We start from the raw sequence: 17,595 nt of genomic DNA, 5'->3' as shown, positions 1-17,595 counted from the left end.
CCCTCAGTCTGAACAGGCAGGCCCTGGCTTGCCTTGACACAGGTCAAGCCACCCGCATACCCCCAATGGTATTCGGCAAAAACACCACAGCGCGTTGCGAGAGGGCCGACTCACCGGCCCGCAGCGCGGCTGTCGAGCACACAGGCCGTGCCTGCCAGCGCAGGCGACTGGGTGGCGGTGATGACCCACACGGGGATGTCTGCGAGGTAGCCGCGAAAGCGCCCCTTGGACTCGAAACGCTCGCGGAAGGCCGTGCCATCGAACCACGACCCCAGGCGAGGCACGATGCCGCCGCCGATGTAGATGCCACCCTTGGCGCCCAGTGTGAGCGCCAGGTTGCCCGCCACGGTGCCCAGGAAGGCGCACATCATGGCCAGCGCCTCGGCGCAGCGGGCGTCGCCCGCCCGCGCGGCTTCGCTGATCTGCGCGGCGCTGAGTGACTGGCTGGGGGCGGCATCGGCCACACACAGCGCGCGGTGAATGTCCACCAGCCCCATGCCGCTGACGGCTCGCTCCGCTGACACGTGGCCGTGCTGGCTGGCGAGCCAGTCCACCACCACCTGCTCGCGCTGCGTGATGGCAGCCAGCGTGACATGCCCGCCCTCGCCCTGCAACGGCACCCAGCCGCCGCGCCCGTCGGGCAGCAGACCGGAAACGCCCAGCCCCGTGCCCGGACCGATGAGGCCGATGGCCGCTCCCGCCATGGGTGCGTTGCCGCCCACCTGACGCTTGTCGCTGGCGGGCAGGCCCGGCAAGGCCAGCGCCAGCGCAGTGAAATCGTTGAGCACCGACAGGTGTTGCAACCCGACGGACTGGCGCAGCGCCTCGATGGAGAACGACCAGTGGTGGTTGGTCATGCGCACCTGGTCGCCCGTGACGGGATTTGCGATGGCGATGGCGCCCAGCTGCGGGCGCGGGCGGTCCAGCCCGCTCAGGTAGGCCTGGATAGCGGCGTCGATGGTGGGGTAGTCGGCGCAGGGCAGCGTGCGCTGCGCCTCGATGGGCGCGCCAGGGCCGGCTTGCCACGCAAAGCGTGCGTTGGTGCCGCCCACGTCGGCGAGCAGGCGTGGCAGGGAATCGTCGGAACGGGTCATCTTGTCGGAAAAGTCAGGCGTAGCGCTTGTTCTGCAGGTTGGTCTTCATCTCGCGCAGCAGCGGCTGCAGGGTGGACGTGCCGATGCGCAGTGCCAGGCAGGTGGCCAGGATGTCGATCACCAGCAGATGCAGCAGGCGCGATGTCATGGGGATGTACTGGTCGTAGAACTCGGTGTGGTCGGCGGCCAGGTGCAGGTCGGTCGTCAGGGCCAGCGGCGTGCGCGTGGCGGTGATGGCCACGGTGGTGGCGCCGTGCTTGCGCGCAATGTCGGCGGCGTCGATCAGATCGCGCGTGCGGCCGGAGTTGGAGATGATGATGGCGACGTCACCCGGCTTGAGCAGCGCCGCGCTCATGACCTGCATGTGGCCGTCGCTGTAGGCCACGGAGTGCACGCCCAGGCGGAAGAACTTGTGCTGCGCGTCCTGCGCCACGATGCCGGAGTTGCCCACGCCATAGAACTCGATGCGGCGCCCGTCGCGGTAGGCCTTCTCCAACGCATCCACCACCTTGCCGATGGCCACGTTGGAGGACTCGTTGCGGTACTTCAGGAACGCGGCGACCGCGTTGTCGATGACCTTGACCGCCACATCGGGCACCTTGTCCTGCGCGTCCACGCTGCGGTGGATATAGGGCACGCCTTCGCTCACCGTGCCCGCCAGCTTGAGCTTGAAGTCGCTCAGGCCGTCGTAGCCCATGCTGCGGCAGAAGCGCACCACGGTGGGCTTGCTCACGTGCGCCATGGCGGCCAGTTCGCCCACCGGCAGTTGCGAGAACTGCCGGGGGTTCTTCAGCACCAGCCTGGCGACACGCTGTTCAGCGGCCGGCAGGGTGGACAGGGAAGCCTCGATGCGGTCGAGCATGGTCAAACCCTTTAACCGGTGTTGCGCAGTCCTGCAGCAATGCCGTTGATGGAGATGTGGATGCCGCGCTTGACCTTTTCTTCCTGGCTGCCCGCGCGGTAGCGGCTGATGAGCTCGACCTGCAGGTGGTGCAGCGGGTCGATGTAGGGGAAGCGGTGCTCGATGGAGCGCGCCAGCGCACGGTTGTTGGCCAGCCGCACCTCGGCCCCGGTGATGCGTTCCAGGGCTTCGTGGGTGCGGTGCCATTCGGCCTCGATCATGGCAAAGACCTTCTTGCGCAGCTTGCCGTCGGGCACTAGGTCGGCGTAGCGCGCGGCCAGCGACAGGTCGCTCTTGGCCAGCACCATGTCCATGTTCGACAGCAGCGCCTGGAAGAAGGGCCACTTGCGGTGCATCTGCTGCAGCAGCTCGGTAGCCTTCTGCTCACCCATGTCCTTCATGAGGCCCTGGACCGCGCTGCCCAGGCCGTACCAGCCCGGGAGCGTGACGCGGCACTGGCCCCAGCTGAAGCCCCAGGGAATGGCACGCAGGTCTTCGATGGCGCGCGTGGCCTTGCGCGACGCGGGGCGCGAACCGATGTTGAGTTCGGCGATTTCGCGGATGGGCGTGGCGTTGAAGAAGTAGTCGGTAAAGCCGGGGGTCTCGTACACCAGCGCGCGGTAGGCGGCCATGCTGGCACGCGAGAGCGTGTCGGCGGCCTGCAGGTATTTGACAGGCACAGGCTTGGTGGGCGGCAGCAGCGTGGCTTCCAGCGTGGCGGCCACCAGCGTTTCCAGATTGCGTCGGCCAATGTCGGGGTTGGCGTACTTGGAGCCGATGACCTCACCCTGTTCGGTCAGGCGGATCTGGCCGCGCACGGTGCCCGCAGGCTGCGCCAGGATGGCCTGGTAGCTCGGGCCGCCGCCACGCCCCACCGTGCCGCCACGGCCGTGGAACATGCGCATCTGGATGGGGAAGCCCAGGTCGTGAGAGAGCTGGTCGAACAGGGCCACCAGCGCCACCTCGGCACGGTACAGCTCCCAGTTGCTGGTGAAGATGCCGCCGTCCTTGTTGCTGTCGGAGTAGCCAAGCATGATGTCCTGCTCGGCGCCGCTGCGCTGGACCAGGGCGCCCACGCCGGGCAGGCGGTAGAAGGCGTCCATGATGCTGGCCGCGTTGCGCAGGTCTTCGATGGTCTCGAACAGCGGCACCACGATCAGCTCGGCGCAGGCGTCGTGGTCCAGCGTGCCGTGCATCAGGCCCACTTCCTTTTGCAGCAGCAGCACTTCCAGCAAGTCGCTCACCGTTTCGGTGTGGCTGATGATGGCGTGACGAATGGCGGCCTTGCCGTAGCGCTGGCGCATCTCGCGCGCGGTCTCGAAGATGGCCAGCTCGCTGAGCGTGTGGGCGGTGTACTGCGCGTCAATCACTCGCAGCGGACGCGCGTCGTTGAGCAGGCGCAGCAGCAACTGCTGCTTGGCGTTTTCGTCCAGTGCGCTGTAGCCGGGCTCGATGCGCGCAGTGGCCAGCAGGTCGGCCACGGCCAGTTCGTGCTGGTCGGAGCTTTGGCGCAAGTCCACCGTGGCCAGGTGAAAGCCGAACACCTCCACCGTGCGGATGAGCGGGCGCAGGCGCTGGATGGCCAGCGCTTCGCAGCCCTGCTCTGCCAAGGCCGCGTCGATGGTGCGCAGGTCTTCGAGCAATTCGTCGGCGCTGGCATACGGGTCTTGAGGTGCCACGGCGTGGCGCGCGGCCTCGCCGCCAGTCAGCTCGTGCAGCGTGGCGGCCAGGCGCGCGTAGATGCCCGTGAGCGCGCGGCGGTAGGGCTCGTCCTGACGGTGCTCGTTGGTGTCGGGCGAACGCTCGGCCAGGGCCTGCATCGCTTGGGGCACAGGGATCAGCATGGCCGACAGCGACAGCTCAGCCCCCAGCAGGTGGACCTGCGTGAGGCAGTGGCGCAGGGCCACGTCGGCCTGCCAGCGCAGTGCCAGACGCAGGGTCTCGGCCGTCACGTTGGGGTTGCCGTCGCGGTCACCGCCAATCCACTGCCCCATGCGCAGGAAGGGCGCCACGTGGCGGCCTTGCAGCGCGGCTTCGATATCGGCATAGATACGCGGAATTTCCGGCAGAAAGGTGTTCTGGTAGTAGGTGAGCGCGTTCTCGATCTCGTCGGCCACGGTGAGCTTGGTGAAGCGCAACAGCCGGGTGTGCCACAGCTGGGTGATGCGCGCGCGCATCTGCGCTTCGTTGGCGGCCAGCTCGCGGTTGAGCAGGTGGTCGCGCTTGGCACCGCCAGCCTCGGCGCTGGCGTGGATGGCATCGCGTTCGGCCAGCAGGCGCGCGATGGCGCGCTCGGCGTCCAGGATGCTCTTGCGCTGCACTTCAGTGGGGTGGGCCGTGAGCACGGGCGAGACATGGCCGTGCGCCAGCGTCTCGCCGATGCGGTCGGCGGACACGCCCGCGCGGTGCATGCGCTCCCAGGTGTGGGCCAGGCTGCCTTCCTGCACACTGCCTGCGCGCTCGTGCACCTCGCGGCGGCGGATGTGGTGCCGGTCCTCAGCCAGGTTGGCCAGGTGGCTGAAGTAGGTGAACGCACGGATCACGCTCACCGCCTGGTCGTCGGTCAGCCCCTTGAGGAGCTTCTTGAGCTGGCGGTCGGCGGCGTGGTCGGCCTGGCGGCGGTAGGCCACCGAGAGCTGGCGGATCTGCTCGATCAGCTCGTAAATCGCCACGCCCTCGTGTTCGCGAATGACATCGCCCAGCAGGCGGCCGAGCAGGCGGATGTCGTTGATGAGGGGCTGGTCCTTGTCGGGCGCGGCGGCGGGGCGTCGTGGCATGGCGAGGGCTAAGGGAGGGTTGATGAAAAGAAAGGCATTGTCCCGTATGCCGGGTATCAGGCGGCCGCTTCCATGGCCTTGGCCATGGTCTTGCCCAGCTCCACTCCCCACTGGTCGTAGGCGTGGATACCCCACAGCGCAGCCTGGCAGAACACCTTGTGTTCGTACAGCGCCACCATGGCACCCAGGGTGCGGGGGGTGAGTTCGCGCAGCCAGAAGGTGGTGCTGGGCACGTTGCCGCGGAAGGTGCGGTGAGGCAGCAGTTCGTTGATGCGTTCTTCGCTCAGGCCGTTGGCGCGCAACTCGGCCACGGTGGCGGGCTCGTCGCGCCCCAACGCCAGGGCTTGCGCCTGTGCCCGCAGGTTGAGCAGCGCCACGCGGTGGTGTTCGGCGGCCAGCGGCAGCGGGGTGTCTTCGGTTTCCACGCCAATGAAGTCCACCGGCACGCGGTGCTGGCCTTGGTGCAGCAGCTGGAAATAGGCGTGCTGCCCTTCGATGCCCAGACCGCCCCAGACGATGGGGCCGGTGCCCACCGACACGGCGCTGCCATCCACGTGAGTGGATTTGCCGTTGGATTCCATGTCGAGCTGCTGCAGGAAGCGCGCGAAGTGGAACAGGCGGCTGGCGTAGGAGGCGATGAGGTGCGTGGGGCAGTCAAGGAAATTGCGGTTCCAAACGCCCAGCAGCGCCATCAGCAGCGGCATGTTTTTTTCGGGCGGAGCGGTCCAGAAATGCCGGTCCATCTCGTGGCCGCCGTCCAGGAAGGCGCGGAAGTGCTCGGCACCGATGGCGATGGCCAGCGGCAGACCGATGGCCGACCACACGGAGTAGCGGCCGCCCACCCAGTCCCAGAAGCCAAAGGTGTTTTCCGGCAGGTAGCCCTGCGCAGCCGAGATGGCAGGCGACGCCGTCACCGCGATCAGGTGCGGCGCCTGCTGCTCGGGGGTGACCAGACCGTGGTCGGCCAGCCAACGCTTCACCGACGCGGCCAGGGTCATGGTCTCTTGCGTGGTGAAGGTCTTGCTCTGCACGATGAAGAGCGTCTGCTCGGGCTTGAGCCAGCGCAGCGTGCCGTGCAGGGCCCAGGCATCGGGGTTGGAGACGAAATGCACGCGCACGTCCTGATCGGCGTAGGCGTCGAGCGCCTGCACCGCCATGCGCGGCCCCAGGTCGGAGCCGCCGATGCCGATGTTGATGACGTTGGTGATGCGCCGCCCAGTGGCGCCGCGCCAGCGCCCGTCACGGATGCGTTCGGCCGCGTCGAGGAAGCGGTCCAGCTCGGCACACACCTCTTTCGACACGGCTTCGCCCCAGGGCGGGTTGGCCATCTGGCAACCGCGCAATGCCACGTGCAGCACGGCGCGGTCTTCGGTGGCGTTGATGTGCTCGCCCTTGCGTTGCGCATCGGCGTAAGCCATCACACCACTCTCTTCGGCCAGGGCCAGCAGGGCCTGCAACACCTCAGGGGTGACCGGCTGGCGGCTGGCATCCATGCGCAGGCCAGCGGCTTCGACCTGCAGGCTGGCATGGCGTGCGTCCTCACCAGCGGCAAGCAGCTCGCGCAGGTGGGGTTGGGGTTGCTGTGCGAGCGCTTGCAGACGTTGCCAGCTGGCGCGCTGCTGCGGAAGCTTGAAAGTGGACATGATGACTTGCAAAAGAGCGTTATGCGGTCAGACGGCGGCGGCCAGTGCCATGGCTTCGGCGGCCAGGCGAGTGATGCCAGCCCAGTCGCCAGCCTTCACCAGCGCGGCGGGCGTGAGCCAGGAGCCCCCGGCCATGGGCACGTTGGGCAGCGCCAGGAACTTGCCCAGGTTGGCGGGCGTCACGCCCCCGGTGGGGCAGAAGCGCAGATCGGGCAGCGGGCCGCCCCACGCCTTGAGGACTTCCACACCACCCAATTGCGCGGCGGGAAAACATTTCATCAGCGTGAAGCCTTCGTCGCGGGCGGCCATGGCTTCGCTGGGCGAGCCCACACCGGGAATGAAGGGCAGGCCCACTTCCTTCACGCGCTGCAGCAGCGCGGGTGTGTAGCCTGGTGACAGCGCGAAGCGCGCACCGGCGTCACGCACGCGGTTCACCTCGTCGGCACGGGTCACCGTGCCAGCGCCCACGACCATGCCGGGCACCTCGCGGGCCACGGCCTCGATGGCCGCCAGCGCGGCGTCGGAGCGCAGGGTGATTTCGATGACGTCCACGCCACCGGCCAGCAAAGCCTGGGCCATGGGAACCGCCTGGGCCGGATCGCTGACGACGACCACGGGTACGACGCGCGAGCGGAAGACCGGCAGGCTGGCGGGAAGGGTTTGGGATGCAATGTGACTCATGATTTGGGCAGGGAGGATATCAATGGTTGCCGAAGAGGGGCGAGCCGCCGCGCTCGGCCAGGCCTGCGTTGCGGCGGAACAGGGCGAACAGTTCGCGGCCCATGCCGTGCTCGTTGCCTGACAGATCGGGTTGCGATGCGCTGCGGCTGGCGAGTTCCTCGTCGGACACTTCGAGCTGCAACACACCGGCCTCGCAATCGAGCAGGACCATGTCGCCGTCGCGCACCTTGGCGATGTTGCCGCCCTGCAGGGCCTCGGGGCTGACGTGGATGGCTGCGGGCACCTTGCCCGAAGCGCCAGACATGCGCCCGTCGGTGACCAGCGCCACTTTGAAGCCCTGGTCCTGCAGAATGCCCAGGATGGGCGTGAGCTTGTGCAGCTCGGGCATGCCGTTGGCCTGCGGCCCCTGGAAGCGCACCACGGCCACGAAGTCGCGGTTGAGCGCGCCCTGCTTGTACAGGTCGCTCAGAGCCTGCTGGCTTTCCACCACCACGGCGGGGGCGTGCACGCGGCGGTGCTCGGGCTTGACGGCCGAGACCTTGACCACCGAACGCCCCAGGTTGCCCTGCAGGCGTTTGAGACCCCCGTCACGGCTGAAGGGGTTGCTGACCGGGCGCAGCACCGACTCGTCACCCGACGCAGCTGGCGCGGCGCGCCAGGCCAGCGTGCCGTTGTCCAGCCACGGTTCCTGCGCAAAGTTCTGCAGGCCCGGCCCGGCGATGGTACGCACGTCGCCGTGCAGCAGGCCAGCGCTCAGCAGCTGGTCGATGAGGAAACCCATGCCGCCGGCAGCGTGGAAGTGGTTCACGTCGGCCTTGCCGTTGGGGTACACGCGCGCCAGCAGCGGCACGGCATCGGACAGTTCCGAGAAGTCATCCCAGTCGATGATGATGCCCGCTGCACGAGCGATGGCGACCAGGTGGATGGTGTGGTTGGTGGAGCCGCCCGTGGCCAGCAGCCCGACGATGCCGTTGACGATCGCTTTCTCGTCCACGATGTCGGCGATGGAAGCGGCATCAGCGCCTTCGCGCAGGCGCAGCACGCGCTCCACGGCATGCTGTGTGAGGGCCTCGCGCAGCGGCGTGCCCGGGTTCACGAAGGAAGAACCCGGCAGTTGCAGCCCCATCACCTCCAGCAGCATCTGGTTGGAGTTGGCGGTGCCGTAGAAGGTACAGGTACCCGCACCGTGGTAGGCCGCTTCTTCGGCCGCCAGCAGCGCAGCGCGGTCCACCTTGCCTTGGGCGTAGAGCTGGCGCACCTTGGCTTTTTCGTCGTTCGACAGGCCCGAGGTCATGGGGCCGGACGGCACGAACACCACGGGCAGGTGGCCGAACTGAAGCGCACCAATCAGCAGGCCCGGCACGATCTTGTCGCAGATGCCCAGCAGCAAGGCGCCGTCGAACACGTTGTGCGACAGGCCCACCGCCGTGGCCATGGCGATGACGTCGCGCGAGAACAGCGACATCTCCATGCCCTCGTAGCCTTGGGTGACGCCATCGCACATGGCGGGCACACCGGCGGCCACCTGGGCCGTGGCGCCCAGCGCGCGCGCGGCCTCGCGCAGCTTCTGCGGGTAGTGCTCGTAGGGCTGGTGTGCCGAGAGCATGTCGTTGTAGGCGTTGACGATGCCGATGTTGGGCTGGCGCTCTTCGCGCAGCATCAGCTTGTCGCTGGCAGGCATGGCGGCAAAGGCGTGTGCGGCGTTGGCACAGCCCATGCCTGCGCGGTAGGGGCCGGGCTTGCGCGCGGCGGCCGTGGTGCGCAGGTAGGCGGCGCGGGTCTCACGGCTGCGCTCGACGATGCGCTCGGTCACCCGGCGCAACACGTCGGAAATGGGGGTATGTGCAAAGGTAGTCATGGCAACGGTCTCAATCGGAAATCCAGGCCTGCAGCGAACTGGCGCGCGCCAACAGGGTGTGGATGGGTTTGTCGGTGGCCACGCCCTGGCGGGCGGCGGCAAACACCTGTTTTTTGACCTGCCCGGCAATGGACAGGTGGCGCTGGCGGCAAGCCAGCAAGGCATTTAGCGTGAGGGTGAGGCGCAGGTGCGGCGCCTGCGCGGGACGCACCCAGGTGAGCGGCGCACTGGCGGCCAGGGCCACGGCCAGGCCCGGACTGTCGGGAAACCAGGACGCAGTGTGGCCGTCCTCGCCCATGCCCAGCACCGCCACGTCCAGGGGCCAGGGCAGGCCTTGCAGGCGGGCCTGCGCCTCGTCCACCAGGGCGGAAGGCGTCAGGCTCTCGGGTTCTTCGACGCCCTCGAGCCAGTCGATGAAGGTGGCGTCGGCTGCCCCGTCCTGCATCAGGTGCTCCCGCACCAGGCGGGCGTTGCTGTCGGCGTGCGAGCCGGGCACGCAGCGCTCGTCCACCAGGGTCACGGTCACGTTTTTCCAGGGCAGCGGCTGCACGCGCAGGTGTTCAAAGAACGCGATAGGGGAACGGCCGCCCGACACGGCCAGGCTGGCCGCGCCGCGTGCGGACACGGCTTGACCGAGCTGGCTGGCCACGGCGGCGGCCAGAGCCTCGGCCTGTGCCTGTGGCGTCGCAAACCGGCGTTCGTCCACGGCGCAGGCAGGTGACACGGCAGTCATCACGCTTCCTCGAACCAGGTGCCGCCCTCGCGCGCCATCAGTGCCGACGAGGCTGCAGGCCCCCAGGTGCCCGCCACATAAGGGCGGGGCCGGTCGCCCAGTTGCTTCCAGCCTTCCAGGATGGGATCGGCCCAGCGCCAGGCGGCTTCCAGTTCGTCGCGGCGCATGAAGTGCGTCAGGCGGCCCTTCACCACGTCCACCAGCAGGCGTTCGTAGGCCTCGGCACGGCGGCCTGCCAGCGCGGACTCCAGGTCCAGGTTCAGGAACACGGGTTTCATGTTCATGCCCGAGCCAGGCTGCTTGGCCATCATCTGCAGCTGGATCGACTCTTCGGGCTGCAGCGTGATGATGAGCCGGTTGGGCTGCGACATGTCAGACGAATTGGATTGCCCGGCGAAGATGGAGAACGGCGGCTGGGCAAAGTCGATGATGATCTGCGAGCGGCGCGTCTGCATGCGCTTGCCGGTGCGCAGGAAGAAGGGCACACCCGCCCAACGCGCGTTGTTGACCTGCGTGCGCAGCGCCACAAAGGTTTCGGTCTGGCTTTCCGGCGGAACGTTTTCTTCTTCCAGGTAGCCGGGCACCGATTCGCCCGTGACCGCCCCTTCGATGTACTGTCCACGCACCGTGTGCTGGCGGATTTCGGCCAGGTTCATGCGCTGCAGCGAGCGCAGCACCTTGAGCTTTTCGTCGCGCACGTCGTCGGGGTCGAGTGAAATGGGCGGCTCCATGGCGACGATGCACAGCAGTTGCAGCAGGTGGTTCTGCACCATGTCGCGCATGGCGCCGGTCTGGTCGTAGAAGCCCGCGCGGCTGCCAACACCCACGGTTTCGGCCACGGTGATCTGCACGCTCTTAATGTACGGCGCGCGCCACAACGGTTCGAAGATGGCGTTGCCAAAGCGCAGCACCATGAGGTTCTGCACCGTTTCCTTGCCCAGGTAGTGGTCGATCCGGTAGATCTGGTGTTCCTTGAAGTGCCGCGCCACCGCCTGGTTGATGACCTGCGCAGACGGCAGGTCGTGCCCCAGCGGCTTTTCCAGCACCACGCGCGAGTCGTCGCGGATCAGACCTGCATCGTTGAGGTGCTGGCAGATGTGCGTGAACAGGCTGGGCGCGGTGGCCAGGTAGAACACCTTGGTGGAGCCAGACGTGCAGATGGCTGCCAGGTGCTGGTAATCCCCGGCAGCGGTCGCGTCCATGCGCACGTAATCGAGACGGCGCAGAAAGTCTTCCCACACATCGGGGCGCAGTGCGTCCTTGGCGATGTACGACGGGGAATGTTCGTTGATGAACGCCACATAGGCCTCACGCGACCACTCCTGGCGCCCCACCCCGATGATGCGGCAACCCGCCGGCAGGCGCCCGTGGGCATGCGCCATGTAGAGCGCGGGCAGCAGCTTGCGCCAGGACAGGTCGCCTGCACCGCCGAAGATCACGATGTCCAGAGGAGGGGTGTGGTTTTCGTTCATGGGAAGAAGAAATGGAGAAGCCCGCGAATTGTAATTTGGTTACTTCGGATTTTCAACAGAAAAGTAACCGTGTTACCCCAACCTGCTCAAGCCTGCCAGTGTTTCTGCCAGCGTGGGGGGCTGGCAACCCTTGCGCTCGCAGTTGATGGCGGCGGCCGTCATGGCACGGCGCAAGGTATCGTCCGCGCGTTCAGGCGCACGTTCCGGGCGGGTGGCCCAGTCGGCCAGGCACGCCCCCCAGAACGTGTCTCCGGCACCCACGGTGTCCACCAGCGCCACGGCGGGTGCCTGGGCGCGCGCCAGCCGCCCCTGCACCTGCAGGCACGCCCCCGCGCTACCGAAGGTGATGGCCACCCGGCTTGCCCCCAGGCGGGTGAAACGCTCCACCGCTTGGGGGGCCTCGTCCATCGTCAGTCCGGGCAGACCCAGCACCTCCAGATCCTCTTCGCTGGCCTTTACCCAGTCGGCCAGTGCCACGGCCTGCCAAACGGCCCGCCGGTACTCGTCCAGGTCGCGCGCCATGCGCGGGCGCAGATTCACGTCCACGCTGATGGTCCAGCCCATCTCGCGCGCACCCTGCAGCACCGCCACGGCCTTGTGGTGGTCGGGCGGCATGAGCACCAACGAGCCGCTGTGCAGCACACCGGGCGGCCATTCGCGCAGGCGCTCCAGCACCGCTTCGGGCGTGTAGTCGCGGTCGGCAATGCCTTCACGGTAGAAACCGTAACTGGGCTGGCCGTCGCGCAGCGTCACCACGGCCAGCGAAGTGGGATTCGGGCTGTCGGGCATCAGCGCCTGGGCGCCGTCGGCCTGCAAGGTGGCTTTGAGCTGCTGGCCGAACAGGTCCTGCGAGAACGGGCACAGGTAACCCACACGCGCGCCCTGCCGCGCAGCGGCGCGCGTGAGGTTGTAGGGGCTGCCACCCTGCAGGGGCAGCAGGCTGCCATCAGGCTGCATCACGCAGTCCATCAGGGCTTCACCAAGGATGAGGATAGGAAGTGTCATGGCGGCTAGTGTCACCCCAAGCCCTTTTACCGGGGATTAGGGAAAGCACTAAGTAAATCTCATTGATTTAATTTATCCGCTTGCACAAAATCCAACCCACGGACCGACGCATGGGGCGTTGGCCGCAAACACCGTCGAAATTCCTCCAGAGGAGACACCATGTCAGTCGCATCCAAGTTCCGCCTGGGCCTGCTGGCCGCCGCTGCCACCGCGTTCACTGGCGTCTGCGCCGCCCAGCCCGTCATCGGTCTGATCACCAAGACAGAGACCAACCCCTTCTTCGTGAAGATGAAGGAAGGCGCCGAGGCCGAGGCCAAGAAGCTGGGCGCCAAGCTGCTCAGCGGTGCGGGCAAGTCCGACGGCGACAACGCCGGCCAGGTGACCGCCATGGAAAACATGATCGCCGCCGGTGCCAAGACCATCCTCATCACCCCGAGCGACTCCAAGGCCATCGTGCCCGCCATCAAGAAGGCACAGGCACAGGGCGTGATGGTGATCGCGCTGGACAGCCCGGCCGACCCCGAGAACGCCACCGACGCCCTGTTCGCCACCAACAACTACAAGGCGGGGGAACTGATCGGCGCCTACGCCAAGGCTGCCCTGGGCGGCAAGGCCCCCGTGATCGCCACGCTGGACCTGTTCCCCGGCCACCCGGTGGGTGCGCAGCGTCACAACGGCTTCCTCAAAGGCTTTGGCCTGCAGTCGCTGGACGCCAAGAGCAATGAACTGGCCAAGCCTGCCGAGGTGGTGTGCATGGCCGACAGCTTCGGCGACCGCGCCAAGGGCCAGACCGGCATGGAGAACTGCCTGCAGAAGAACCCCAACATCAACCTCGTCTACACCATCAACGAACCGGCAGCCGCCGGTGCCTACAACGCGCTCAAGGCCGCAGGCAAGGAGAAGGACGTGGTCATCGTCTCGGTGGACGGCGGTTGCGAAGGCGTGGCCAACGTGGGCAAGGGCGTGATCGCCGCAACCAGCCAGCAGTACCCGCTGCGCATGGCCGCCATGGGTGTGGCCGCGGGTGTGGAATACGCCAAGAGCGGCAAGAAGGTGAGCGGCTACACCGACACCGGCGTGACCCTGATTGCCGCCAAGGCCCTGCCTGGCGTTGACAGCAAGGACGTCAAGACCGGCACCGACCTGTGCTGGGGCAAGAAGTAAGCAGCCGCGCAGCGGCGCAGTCCGGCACGCCAGTGCCAGCCGGGCTGCGCCGCCCGCCCGAGTGTCTAACCCCTCCGTCTGCCCGGACACCCGCCATGAACACATTCGCCTCCAAACTGCCCCCCATTGCCACGCTGGGGCCATTCATTGCGCTGCTGATCGCCTGCGCCTTTTTCGCCACGCAGAGCGACCGCTTCCTGTCCGCGCAGAACTTCTCCCTCATCCTGCAGCAGGTCATGGTCGTGGGCGTCATCGCCATCGGCCAGACGCTCATCATCCTCACCGCGGGCATTGACCTGAGTTGCGGCATGGTGATGGCGCTGGGAAGCATCGTCATGACCAAGGTGGCCGCCGACTTCGGCCTGCCCGCCCCCGTTGCCATTGCCTGCGGCATTGCCGTGACCACGCTGTTCGGCCTGCTCAACGGCCTGCTGGTCACCAAGATCAAGCTGCCTCCCTTCATCGTCACGCTGGGCACGCTCAACATCGCCTTTGCCATCACCCAGCTGTATTCGTCGTCGCAGACCATCACCGACATCCCAGACGGCATGACCTGGCTGGGCAACACCATGCGCTTTGGCGACACCGCCGTGGCCTACGGCGTGCTGCTGATGCTGGGGCTGTACTTCATCACCTGGTTCGCCCTGCGCGAAACACAGCCCGGCCGCCACGTGTACGCCGTGGGCAACAACCCCGAGGCCACGCGGCTGACCGGCATTGCCACCGACAAGGTGCTGCTGGGCGTGTACGTGCTGGCGGGCGTGTTCTACGGCATCGCCTCGCTGCTGAGCGTGGCGCGTACCGGCGCGGGCGACCCGAACGCTGGACAAACCGAGAACCTGGACGCCATCACCGCCGTGGTGCTGGGCGGCACCAGCCTCTTCGGCGGACGCGGCGTGGTGCTGGGCACCCTGGTGGGCGCGCTCATCGTCGGCGTGTTCCGCAACGGGCTCACCCTCATGGGCGTGTCCTCCGTCTACCAGATCCTGGTGACCGGCATCCTCGTGATCCTGGCCGTGGCCACCGACCAACTTTCTCGCAAAGGAGCCCGTTGATGAACGCTCAAGCCCCCCTGGTCATGCAGGCACGCGGCCTGGTGAAGCGCTACGGCCAGGTCACCGCGCTCGACGGCGCCGACTTCGATCTGCGCGCGGGAGAGATCCTGGCCGTCATCGGCGACAACGGCGCAGGCAAGTCCTCGCTCATCAAGTGCCTGTCCGGCGCCACCATCCCCGATGAGGGCGAGATCCGGCTGGACGGCCAGCCCGTGCACTTCCGCAGCCCGATGGACGCGCGCCGCGCCGGCATCGAAACCGTCTACCAGGACCTGGCCGTGGCGCCCGCCATGACCATCTCGGAAAACCTGTTCCTGGGCCGCGAGGTGTTGCGCCCTGGCTTCCTGGGCAAGGTGCTGCGCATGGTCGACAAGAAGAAGATGCTGGAAGAGAGCATCGCACGCATGCAGGACCTCAAGGTCGGCATCCGCTCCATGGTGCAGGCGGTGGAAACGCTGTCCGGCGGCCAGCGCCAGTGCGTGTCGGTGTCACGCGCCGCGGCATTCGCGCGCCACGTCGTCATCATGGACGAGCCCACCGCCGCCCTGGGCGTGAAGGAAGGCAACATGGTGCTGGAGCTGATCCGCCGCGTGCGCGACAAGGGCCTGCCCGTGGTGCTTATCTCGCACAACATGCCGCACGTCTTCGAGATCGCCGACCGCATCCATGTGGCCCGCCTGGGCAGGCGCATCGCCGTGCTCAACCCGAAGAACATCTCCATGTCCGACACGGTGGCCGTGATGACTGGCGCCATGCCCGCCGAGCAGATCCCCGCCGAGGCCCTGGCCCACTGACCCCCACTTCAACCGGACACACCCCACCATGCTCAAGGGTATCGACCCCCTGCTCACCCCGGACCTGCTCAAACACCTGTGCGCCATGGGCCACGGCGAATGGGTGGCCGTGGTAGACGCCAATTTCACCGCCGACTGGCTGGCCAAGGGCAAGCCGGTGATCCGCCTGCCCGGCCACAGCCTGGAGCGTGTGTCGCAGGCGGTGCTGTCCGTGTTCCCGCTCGCGGTGGACGTGGCCCAGCCCGCCGCGTACATGCAGCACAGCGAACTGCCTTTGGGCAAGCGCACCTCTGCCCAGCAGGCCTTCGTTGACACTGTGCGTGACATGGAAGGCCGCGACGCATCGCAGGTGGAGCCGCTGGAACGCTACGAGTTCTATCGGCGCGTGGACGGCGCCAGCCTGATCGTGCAAAGCGGCGAGGTCACCGCCTTTGGCAATGCGTTACTCTGCAAGGGTGTGATCCTGCCCTGAACCCCACCCGGTACCCGAGACGATGAACACCGCCATGCTGCCCGCCGACGACACGCCCTTGCAGGTGCGCGGCTCCAACCACCAGGGCATGCGCCAGTTCAACGAGCGCACCGTCCTGCAGGCCTTGCGCCTGCACGGCGCCACACCCAAGGCAGAGCTTTCGCGGCTGACACAGCTTTCCAAGCAGACCGTTTCGATCATCGTCGAGCGCCTGCTGGACGACGGGCTGCTCGTCAAGCAGGACCGCATCCGGGGTGGCATAGGCCAGCCTTCGGTGCCTCTGGCGCTGAACCCTGACGGCGCCTTCAGCGTGGGCGTGCAGGTGGGCCGGCGCAGCCTGGAAGTGCTGGTGGCCGACTTCGTGGGACGCGTCCGCCAGCACGACACCTTTCACTACGATCATCCGGACCCGCTGGTGCTGCTGCCACGCATCGGCACCATGCTCGACAAGCTGAAGCAGGACTGGGCAGCCCATTGGCACCGCGTGGTGGGCCTTGGCCTGACTGCACCGCTGGACATGCACCAATGGGCCGACGTGCTGGGCCCCGACGCCGCCCCCGTGCTGGCCCGCTGGCAAGGCATCGACCTGCGGCAGCGGGTGCAGGCCATGACAGACCTGCCGGTCGTCTTCGCCCGGGACACCATTGCTGCCTGCACGGCGGAACTGCTGCAAGGCCATGGCCAGCAGTGCGCCAACTTTCTGTATGTGTTCGTCGGCACGTTCGTTGGCGGCGGGCTGGTGCTGTCGGGCCACCTGCTCAACGGCCCGCGCGGCAACGCAGGGGCCATCGGCTCCATGCCGCTGGGACTGGCAGGCAAAGGCGTGGCCGCCCAGTTGCTGGAGATCGCATCAGGCTGGCCGCTGGAACGGGCCCTGATGCAGCGCGGACACGACCCGCGGCTGGTGATGAGCGAAGGCATCATGGCGGCAGAGCATGCACAGGACGTGGGCACCTGGGTTGCCGACGCCAGCGAAGCTCTGGCCATGGCGGCCACGTCCGCCACGGCGCTGCTGGACCTGGATGCCGTGATCATCGACGGCACGCTGTCGCCGGGCCTGTTGAAAAAGCTTTCGGACGCCACATCCCAAGGCCTGGAGCGCCACCGGCTCGCGGGCATACAGGTGCCCAGGATCATGCTCGGGCGTGTGGGCAGCCACGCGCGCGCTCTCGGCGGCGCCCTGCTGCCCCTGCACACGGCCTTCTTCCCAGACAAGGACATCTTCCTCAAGCAGGACCTGGCCTGACGCCCCGCCTGGCCCACCACAGCCCAAAGTTACGTAACCGCATTGAAACCAGAGTTCAAGGCATGAACAGCGCGCCCTATTCTTGTAACTATGTTACTTATTGACTAAGATGTCGATGTAACTCCAGTCACACCACACCCTCACACACGGAGACCTTCATCATGACCATCAAAGTAGGCATCAACGGATTCGGCCGCATCGGCCGCATGGTGTTTCGCGCGGCGGTGCAGAACTTCGCCGACGACATCGAGATCGTGGGCATCAACGACCTGCTCGAGCCCGACTATTTGGCCTACATGCTCGCCTACGACAGCGTGCACGGCCGCTTCAAGGGCAGCGTCGCCGTCGAAGGCTCCACCCTGGTCGTCAATGGCAGGAAGATCCGCCTGACGCAGGAGCGCGATCCCGCCAACCTCAAGTGGAACGAGGTGGGTGCCGACGTGGTGATCGAATCCACCGGCCTGTTCCTGGACAAGACCACCGCCGAGAAGCACCTGGCCGCAGGCGCCAAGAAGGTGGTGCTCTCCGCCCCCAGCAAGGACGACACGCCCATGTTCGTCTATGGCGTCAACCACGACAAGTACGCTGGGCAGGCCATCGTCAGCAACGCCAGCTGCACCACCAACTGCCTGGCCCCGGTGGCCAAGGTGCTCAACGACAAGTGGGGCATCAAGCGCGGGCTGATGACCACCGTGCACGC

The 17,595-nt window shown here is 67.1% G+C and carries 15 protein-coding genes; 6 read left to right on the top strand and 9 right to left on the bottom strand.

The annotated features are described in order from the left end of the window. Window positions 1–110: 110 nt before the first annotated feature. The 9 genes from ACYVHH_RS04985 to ACYVHH_RS04945 form a co-directional block, all read right to left on the bottom strand. Complete coding sequence (locus ACYVHH_RS04985; protein ID WP_460563988.1) at window positions 111–1,094, bottom strand: glucokinase; 984 nt, start codon at window positions 1,092–1,094, stop codon at window positions 111–113. A 13-nt stretch (window positions 1,095–1,107) separates the two neighbouring features. Beyond that, the gene (locus ACYVHH_RS04980; protein WP_460563987.1) at window positions 1,108–1,956 is read right to left on the bottom strand and encodes a MurR/RpiR family transcriptional regulator; all 849 of its coding nucleotides are present in this window, start codon (window positions 1,954–1,956) and stop codon (window positions 1,108–1,110) included. A gap of 11 nt (window positions 1,957–1,967) precedes the next feature. Then, window positions 1,968–4,772: a phosphoenolpyruvate carboxylase gene (ppc, locus tag ACYVHH_RS04975; RefSeq protein ID WP_460563986.1), complete on the bottom strand. Its 2,805-nt coding sequence runs from the start codon at window positions 4,770–4,772 to the stop codon at window positions 1,968–1,970. 56 nt (window positions 4,773–4,828) lie between these two features. Then, window positions 4,829–6,415: a glucose-6-phosphate isomerase gene (pgi, locus tag ACYVHH_RS04970; RefSeq protein ID WP_460563985.1), complete on the bottom strand. Its 1,587-nt coding sequence runs from the start codon at window positions 6,413–6,415 to the stop codon at window positions 4,829–4,831. Between the two features lie 27 nt (window positions 6,416–6,442). Beyond that, complete coding sequence (locus tag ACYVHH_RS04965; protein ID WP_460563984.1) at window positions 6,443–7,096, bottom strand: bifunctional 4-hydroxy-2-oxoglutarate aldolase/2-dehydro-3-deoxy-phosphogluconate aldolase; 654 nt, start codon at window positions 7,094–7,096, stop codon at window positions 6,443–6,445. Window positions 7,097–7,115: 19 nt separating this feature from the next. Further along, complete coding sequence (edd, locus tag ACYVHH_RS04960; RefSeq protein WP_460563983.1) at window positions 7,116–8,954, bottom strand: phosphogluconate dehydratase; 1,839 nt, start codon at window positions 8,952–8,954, stop codon at window positions 7,116–7,118. 10 nt (window positions 8,955–8,964) lie between these two features. Then, window positions 8,965–9,687 (bottom strand): 6-phosphogluconolactonase, encoded by a 723-nt coding sequence (gene pgl, locus ACYVHH_RS04955; RefSeq protein ID WP_460563982.1) that lies wholly within the window; start codon window positions 9,685–9,687, stop codon window positions 8,965–8,967. Beyond that, window positions 9,687–11,159 carry a glucose-6-phosphate dehydrogenase gene (gene zwf / locus ACYVHH_RS04950; protein ID WP_460563980.1) on the bottom strand — a complete coding sequence of 491 codons (1,473 nt, stop codon included), beginning with the start codon at window positions 11,157–11,159 and terminating at the stop codon, window positions 9,687–9,689. Before zwf ends, pgl begins: the two co-directional genes overlap by 1 nt. A 72-nt stretch (window positions 11,160–11,231) precedes the next feature. After that, a complete protein-coding gene (locus ACYVHH_RS04945; RefSeq protein ID WP_460563979.1) occupies window positions 11,232–12,164 on the bottom strand; it encodes a carbohydrate kinase family protein in 933 nt (310 codons plus the stop codon). A gap of 159 nt (window positions 12,165–12,323) precedes the next feature. On the opposite strand from ACYVHH_RS04945, the gene ACYVHH_RS04940 reads away from it, so the two are divergent. From ACYVHH_RS04940 to ACYVHH_RS04915, 6 genes are all read left to right on the top strand, one after another. After that, on the top strand, window positions 12,324–13,328 hold the full coding sequence (locus ACYVHH_RS04940) for a substrate-binding domain-containing protein (RefSeq protein ID WP_460563978.1): 1,005 nt from the start codon (window positions 12,324–12,326) through the stop codon (window positions 13,326–13,328). Between the two features lie 95 nt (window positions 13,329–13,423). Then, window positions 13,424–14,383 carry an ABC transporter permease gene (locus tag ACYVHH_RS04935; protein ID WP_460563977.1) on the top strand — a complete coding sequence of 320 codons (960 nt, stop codon included), beginning with the start codon at window positions 13,424–13,426 and terminating at the stop codon, window positions 14,381–14,383. Next, the gene (locus ACYVHH_RS04930; RefSeq protein ID WP_460563976.1) at window positions 14,383–15,177 is read left to right on the top strand and encodes an ATP-binding cassette domain-containing protein; all 795 of its coding nucleotides are present in this window, start codon (window positions 14,383–14,385) and stop codon (window positions 15,175–15,177) included. Before ACYVHH_RS04935 ends, ACYVHH_RS04930 begins: the two co-directional genes overlap by 1 nt. Before the next feature lie 28 nt (window positions 15,178–15,205). Then, the gene (locus ACYVHH_RS04925; RefSeq protein ID WP_460563975.1) at window positions 15,206–15,649 is read left to right on the top strand and encodes an RbsD/FucU family protein; all 444 of its coding nucleotides are present in this window, start codon (window positions 15,206–15,208) and stop codon (window positions 15,647–15,649) included. Between the two features lie 22 nt (window positions 15,650–15,671). Beyond that, window positions 15,672–16,895: an ROK family transcriptional regulator gene (locus tag ACYVHH_RS04920; protein WP_460563974.1), complete on the top strand. Its 1,224-nt coding sequence runs from the start codon at window positions 15,672–15,674 to the stop codon at window positions 16,893–16,895. A 161-nt stretch (window positions 16,896–17,056) separates the two neighbouring features. Further along, window positions 17,057–17,595, top strand: a 539-nt coding sequence (locus ACYVHH_RS04915; protein WP_460563973.1) for a type I glyceraldehyde-3-phosphate dehydrogenase, incomplete at its 3' end; no start/stop codon positions are given.

It is taken from the genome of Hydrogenophaga aquatica (genome assembly GCF_054780915.1).
The sequence above is the reverse complement of the archived record's forward strand: the minus strand, read 5'-3'. Positions and strand labels throughout refer to the sequence as shown.

What these genes read in the sequence shown, in the direction of transcription:
- ACYVHH_RS04985 (WP_460563988.1), bottom strand. Translation starts at nt 1,094, where the DNA reads ATGACCCGTTCCGACGATTCCCTGCCACGCCTGCTCGCCGACGTGGGC.
- ACYVHH_RS04980 (WP_460563987.1), bottom strand. Translation starts at nt 1,956, where the DNA reads ATGCTCGACCGCATCGAGGCTTCCCTGTCCACCCTGCCGGCCGCTGAA.
- ppc (WP_460563986.1), bottom strand. Translation starts at nt 4,772, where the DNA reads ATGCCACGACGCCCCGCCGCCGCGCCCGACAAGGACCAGCCCCTCATC.
- pgi (WP_460563985.1), bottom strand. Translation starts at nt 6,415, where the DNA reads ATGTCCACTTTCAAGCTTCCGCAGCAGCGCGCCAGCTGGCAACGTCTG.
- ACYVHH_RS04965 (WP_460563984.1), bottom strand. Translation starts at nt 7,096, where the DNA reads ATGAGTCACATTGCATCCCAAACCCTTCCCGCCAGCCTGCCGGTCTTC.
- edd (WP_460563983.1), bottom strand. Translation starts at nt 8,954, where the DNA reads ATGACTACCTTTGCACATACCCCCATTTCCGACGTGTTGCGCCGGGTG.
- pgl (WP_460563982.1), bottom strand. Translation starts at nt 9,687, where the DNA reads ATGACTGCCGTGTCACCTGCCTGCGCCGTGGACGAACGCCGGTTTGCG.
- zwf (WP_460563980.1), bottom strand. Translation starts at nt 11,159, where the DNA reads ATGAACGAAAACCACACCCCTCCTCTGGACATCGTGATCTTCGGCGGT.
- ACYVHH_RS04945 (WP_460563979.1), bottom strand. Translation starts at nt 12,164, where the DNA reads ATGACACTTCCTATCCTCATCCTTGGTGAAGCCCTGATGGACTGCGTG.
- ACYVHH_RS04940 (WP_460563978.1), top strand. Translation starts at nt 12,324, where the DNA reads ATGTCAGTCGCATCCAAGTTCCGCCTGGGCCTGCTGGCCGCCGCTGCC.
- ACYVHH_RS04935 (WP_460563977.1), top strand. Translation starts at nt 13,424, where the DNA reads ATGAACACATTCGCCTCCAAACTGCCCCCCATTGCCACGCTGGGGCCA.
- ACYVHH_RS04930 (WP_460563976.1), top strand. Translation starts at nt 14,383, where the DNA reads ATGAACGCTCAAGCCCCCCTGGTCATGCAGGCACGCGGCCTGGTGAAG.
- ACYVHH_RS04925 (WP_460563975.1), top strand. Translation starts at nt 15,206, where the DNA reads ATGCTCAAGGGTATCGACCCCCTGCTCACCCCGGACCTGCTCAAACAC.
- ACYVHH_RS04920 (WP_460563974.1), top strand. Translation starts at nt 15,672, where the DNA reads ATGAACACCGCCATGCTGCCCGCCGACGACACGCCCTTGCAGGTGCGC.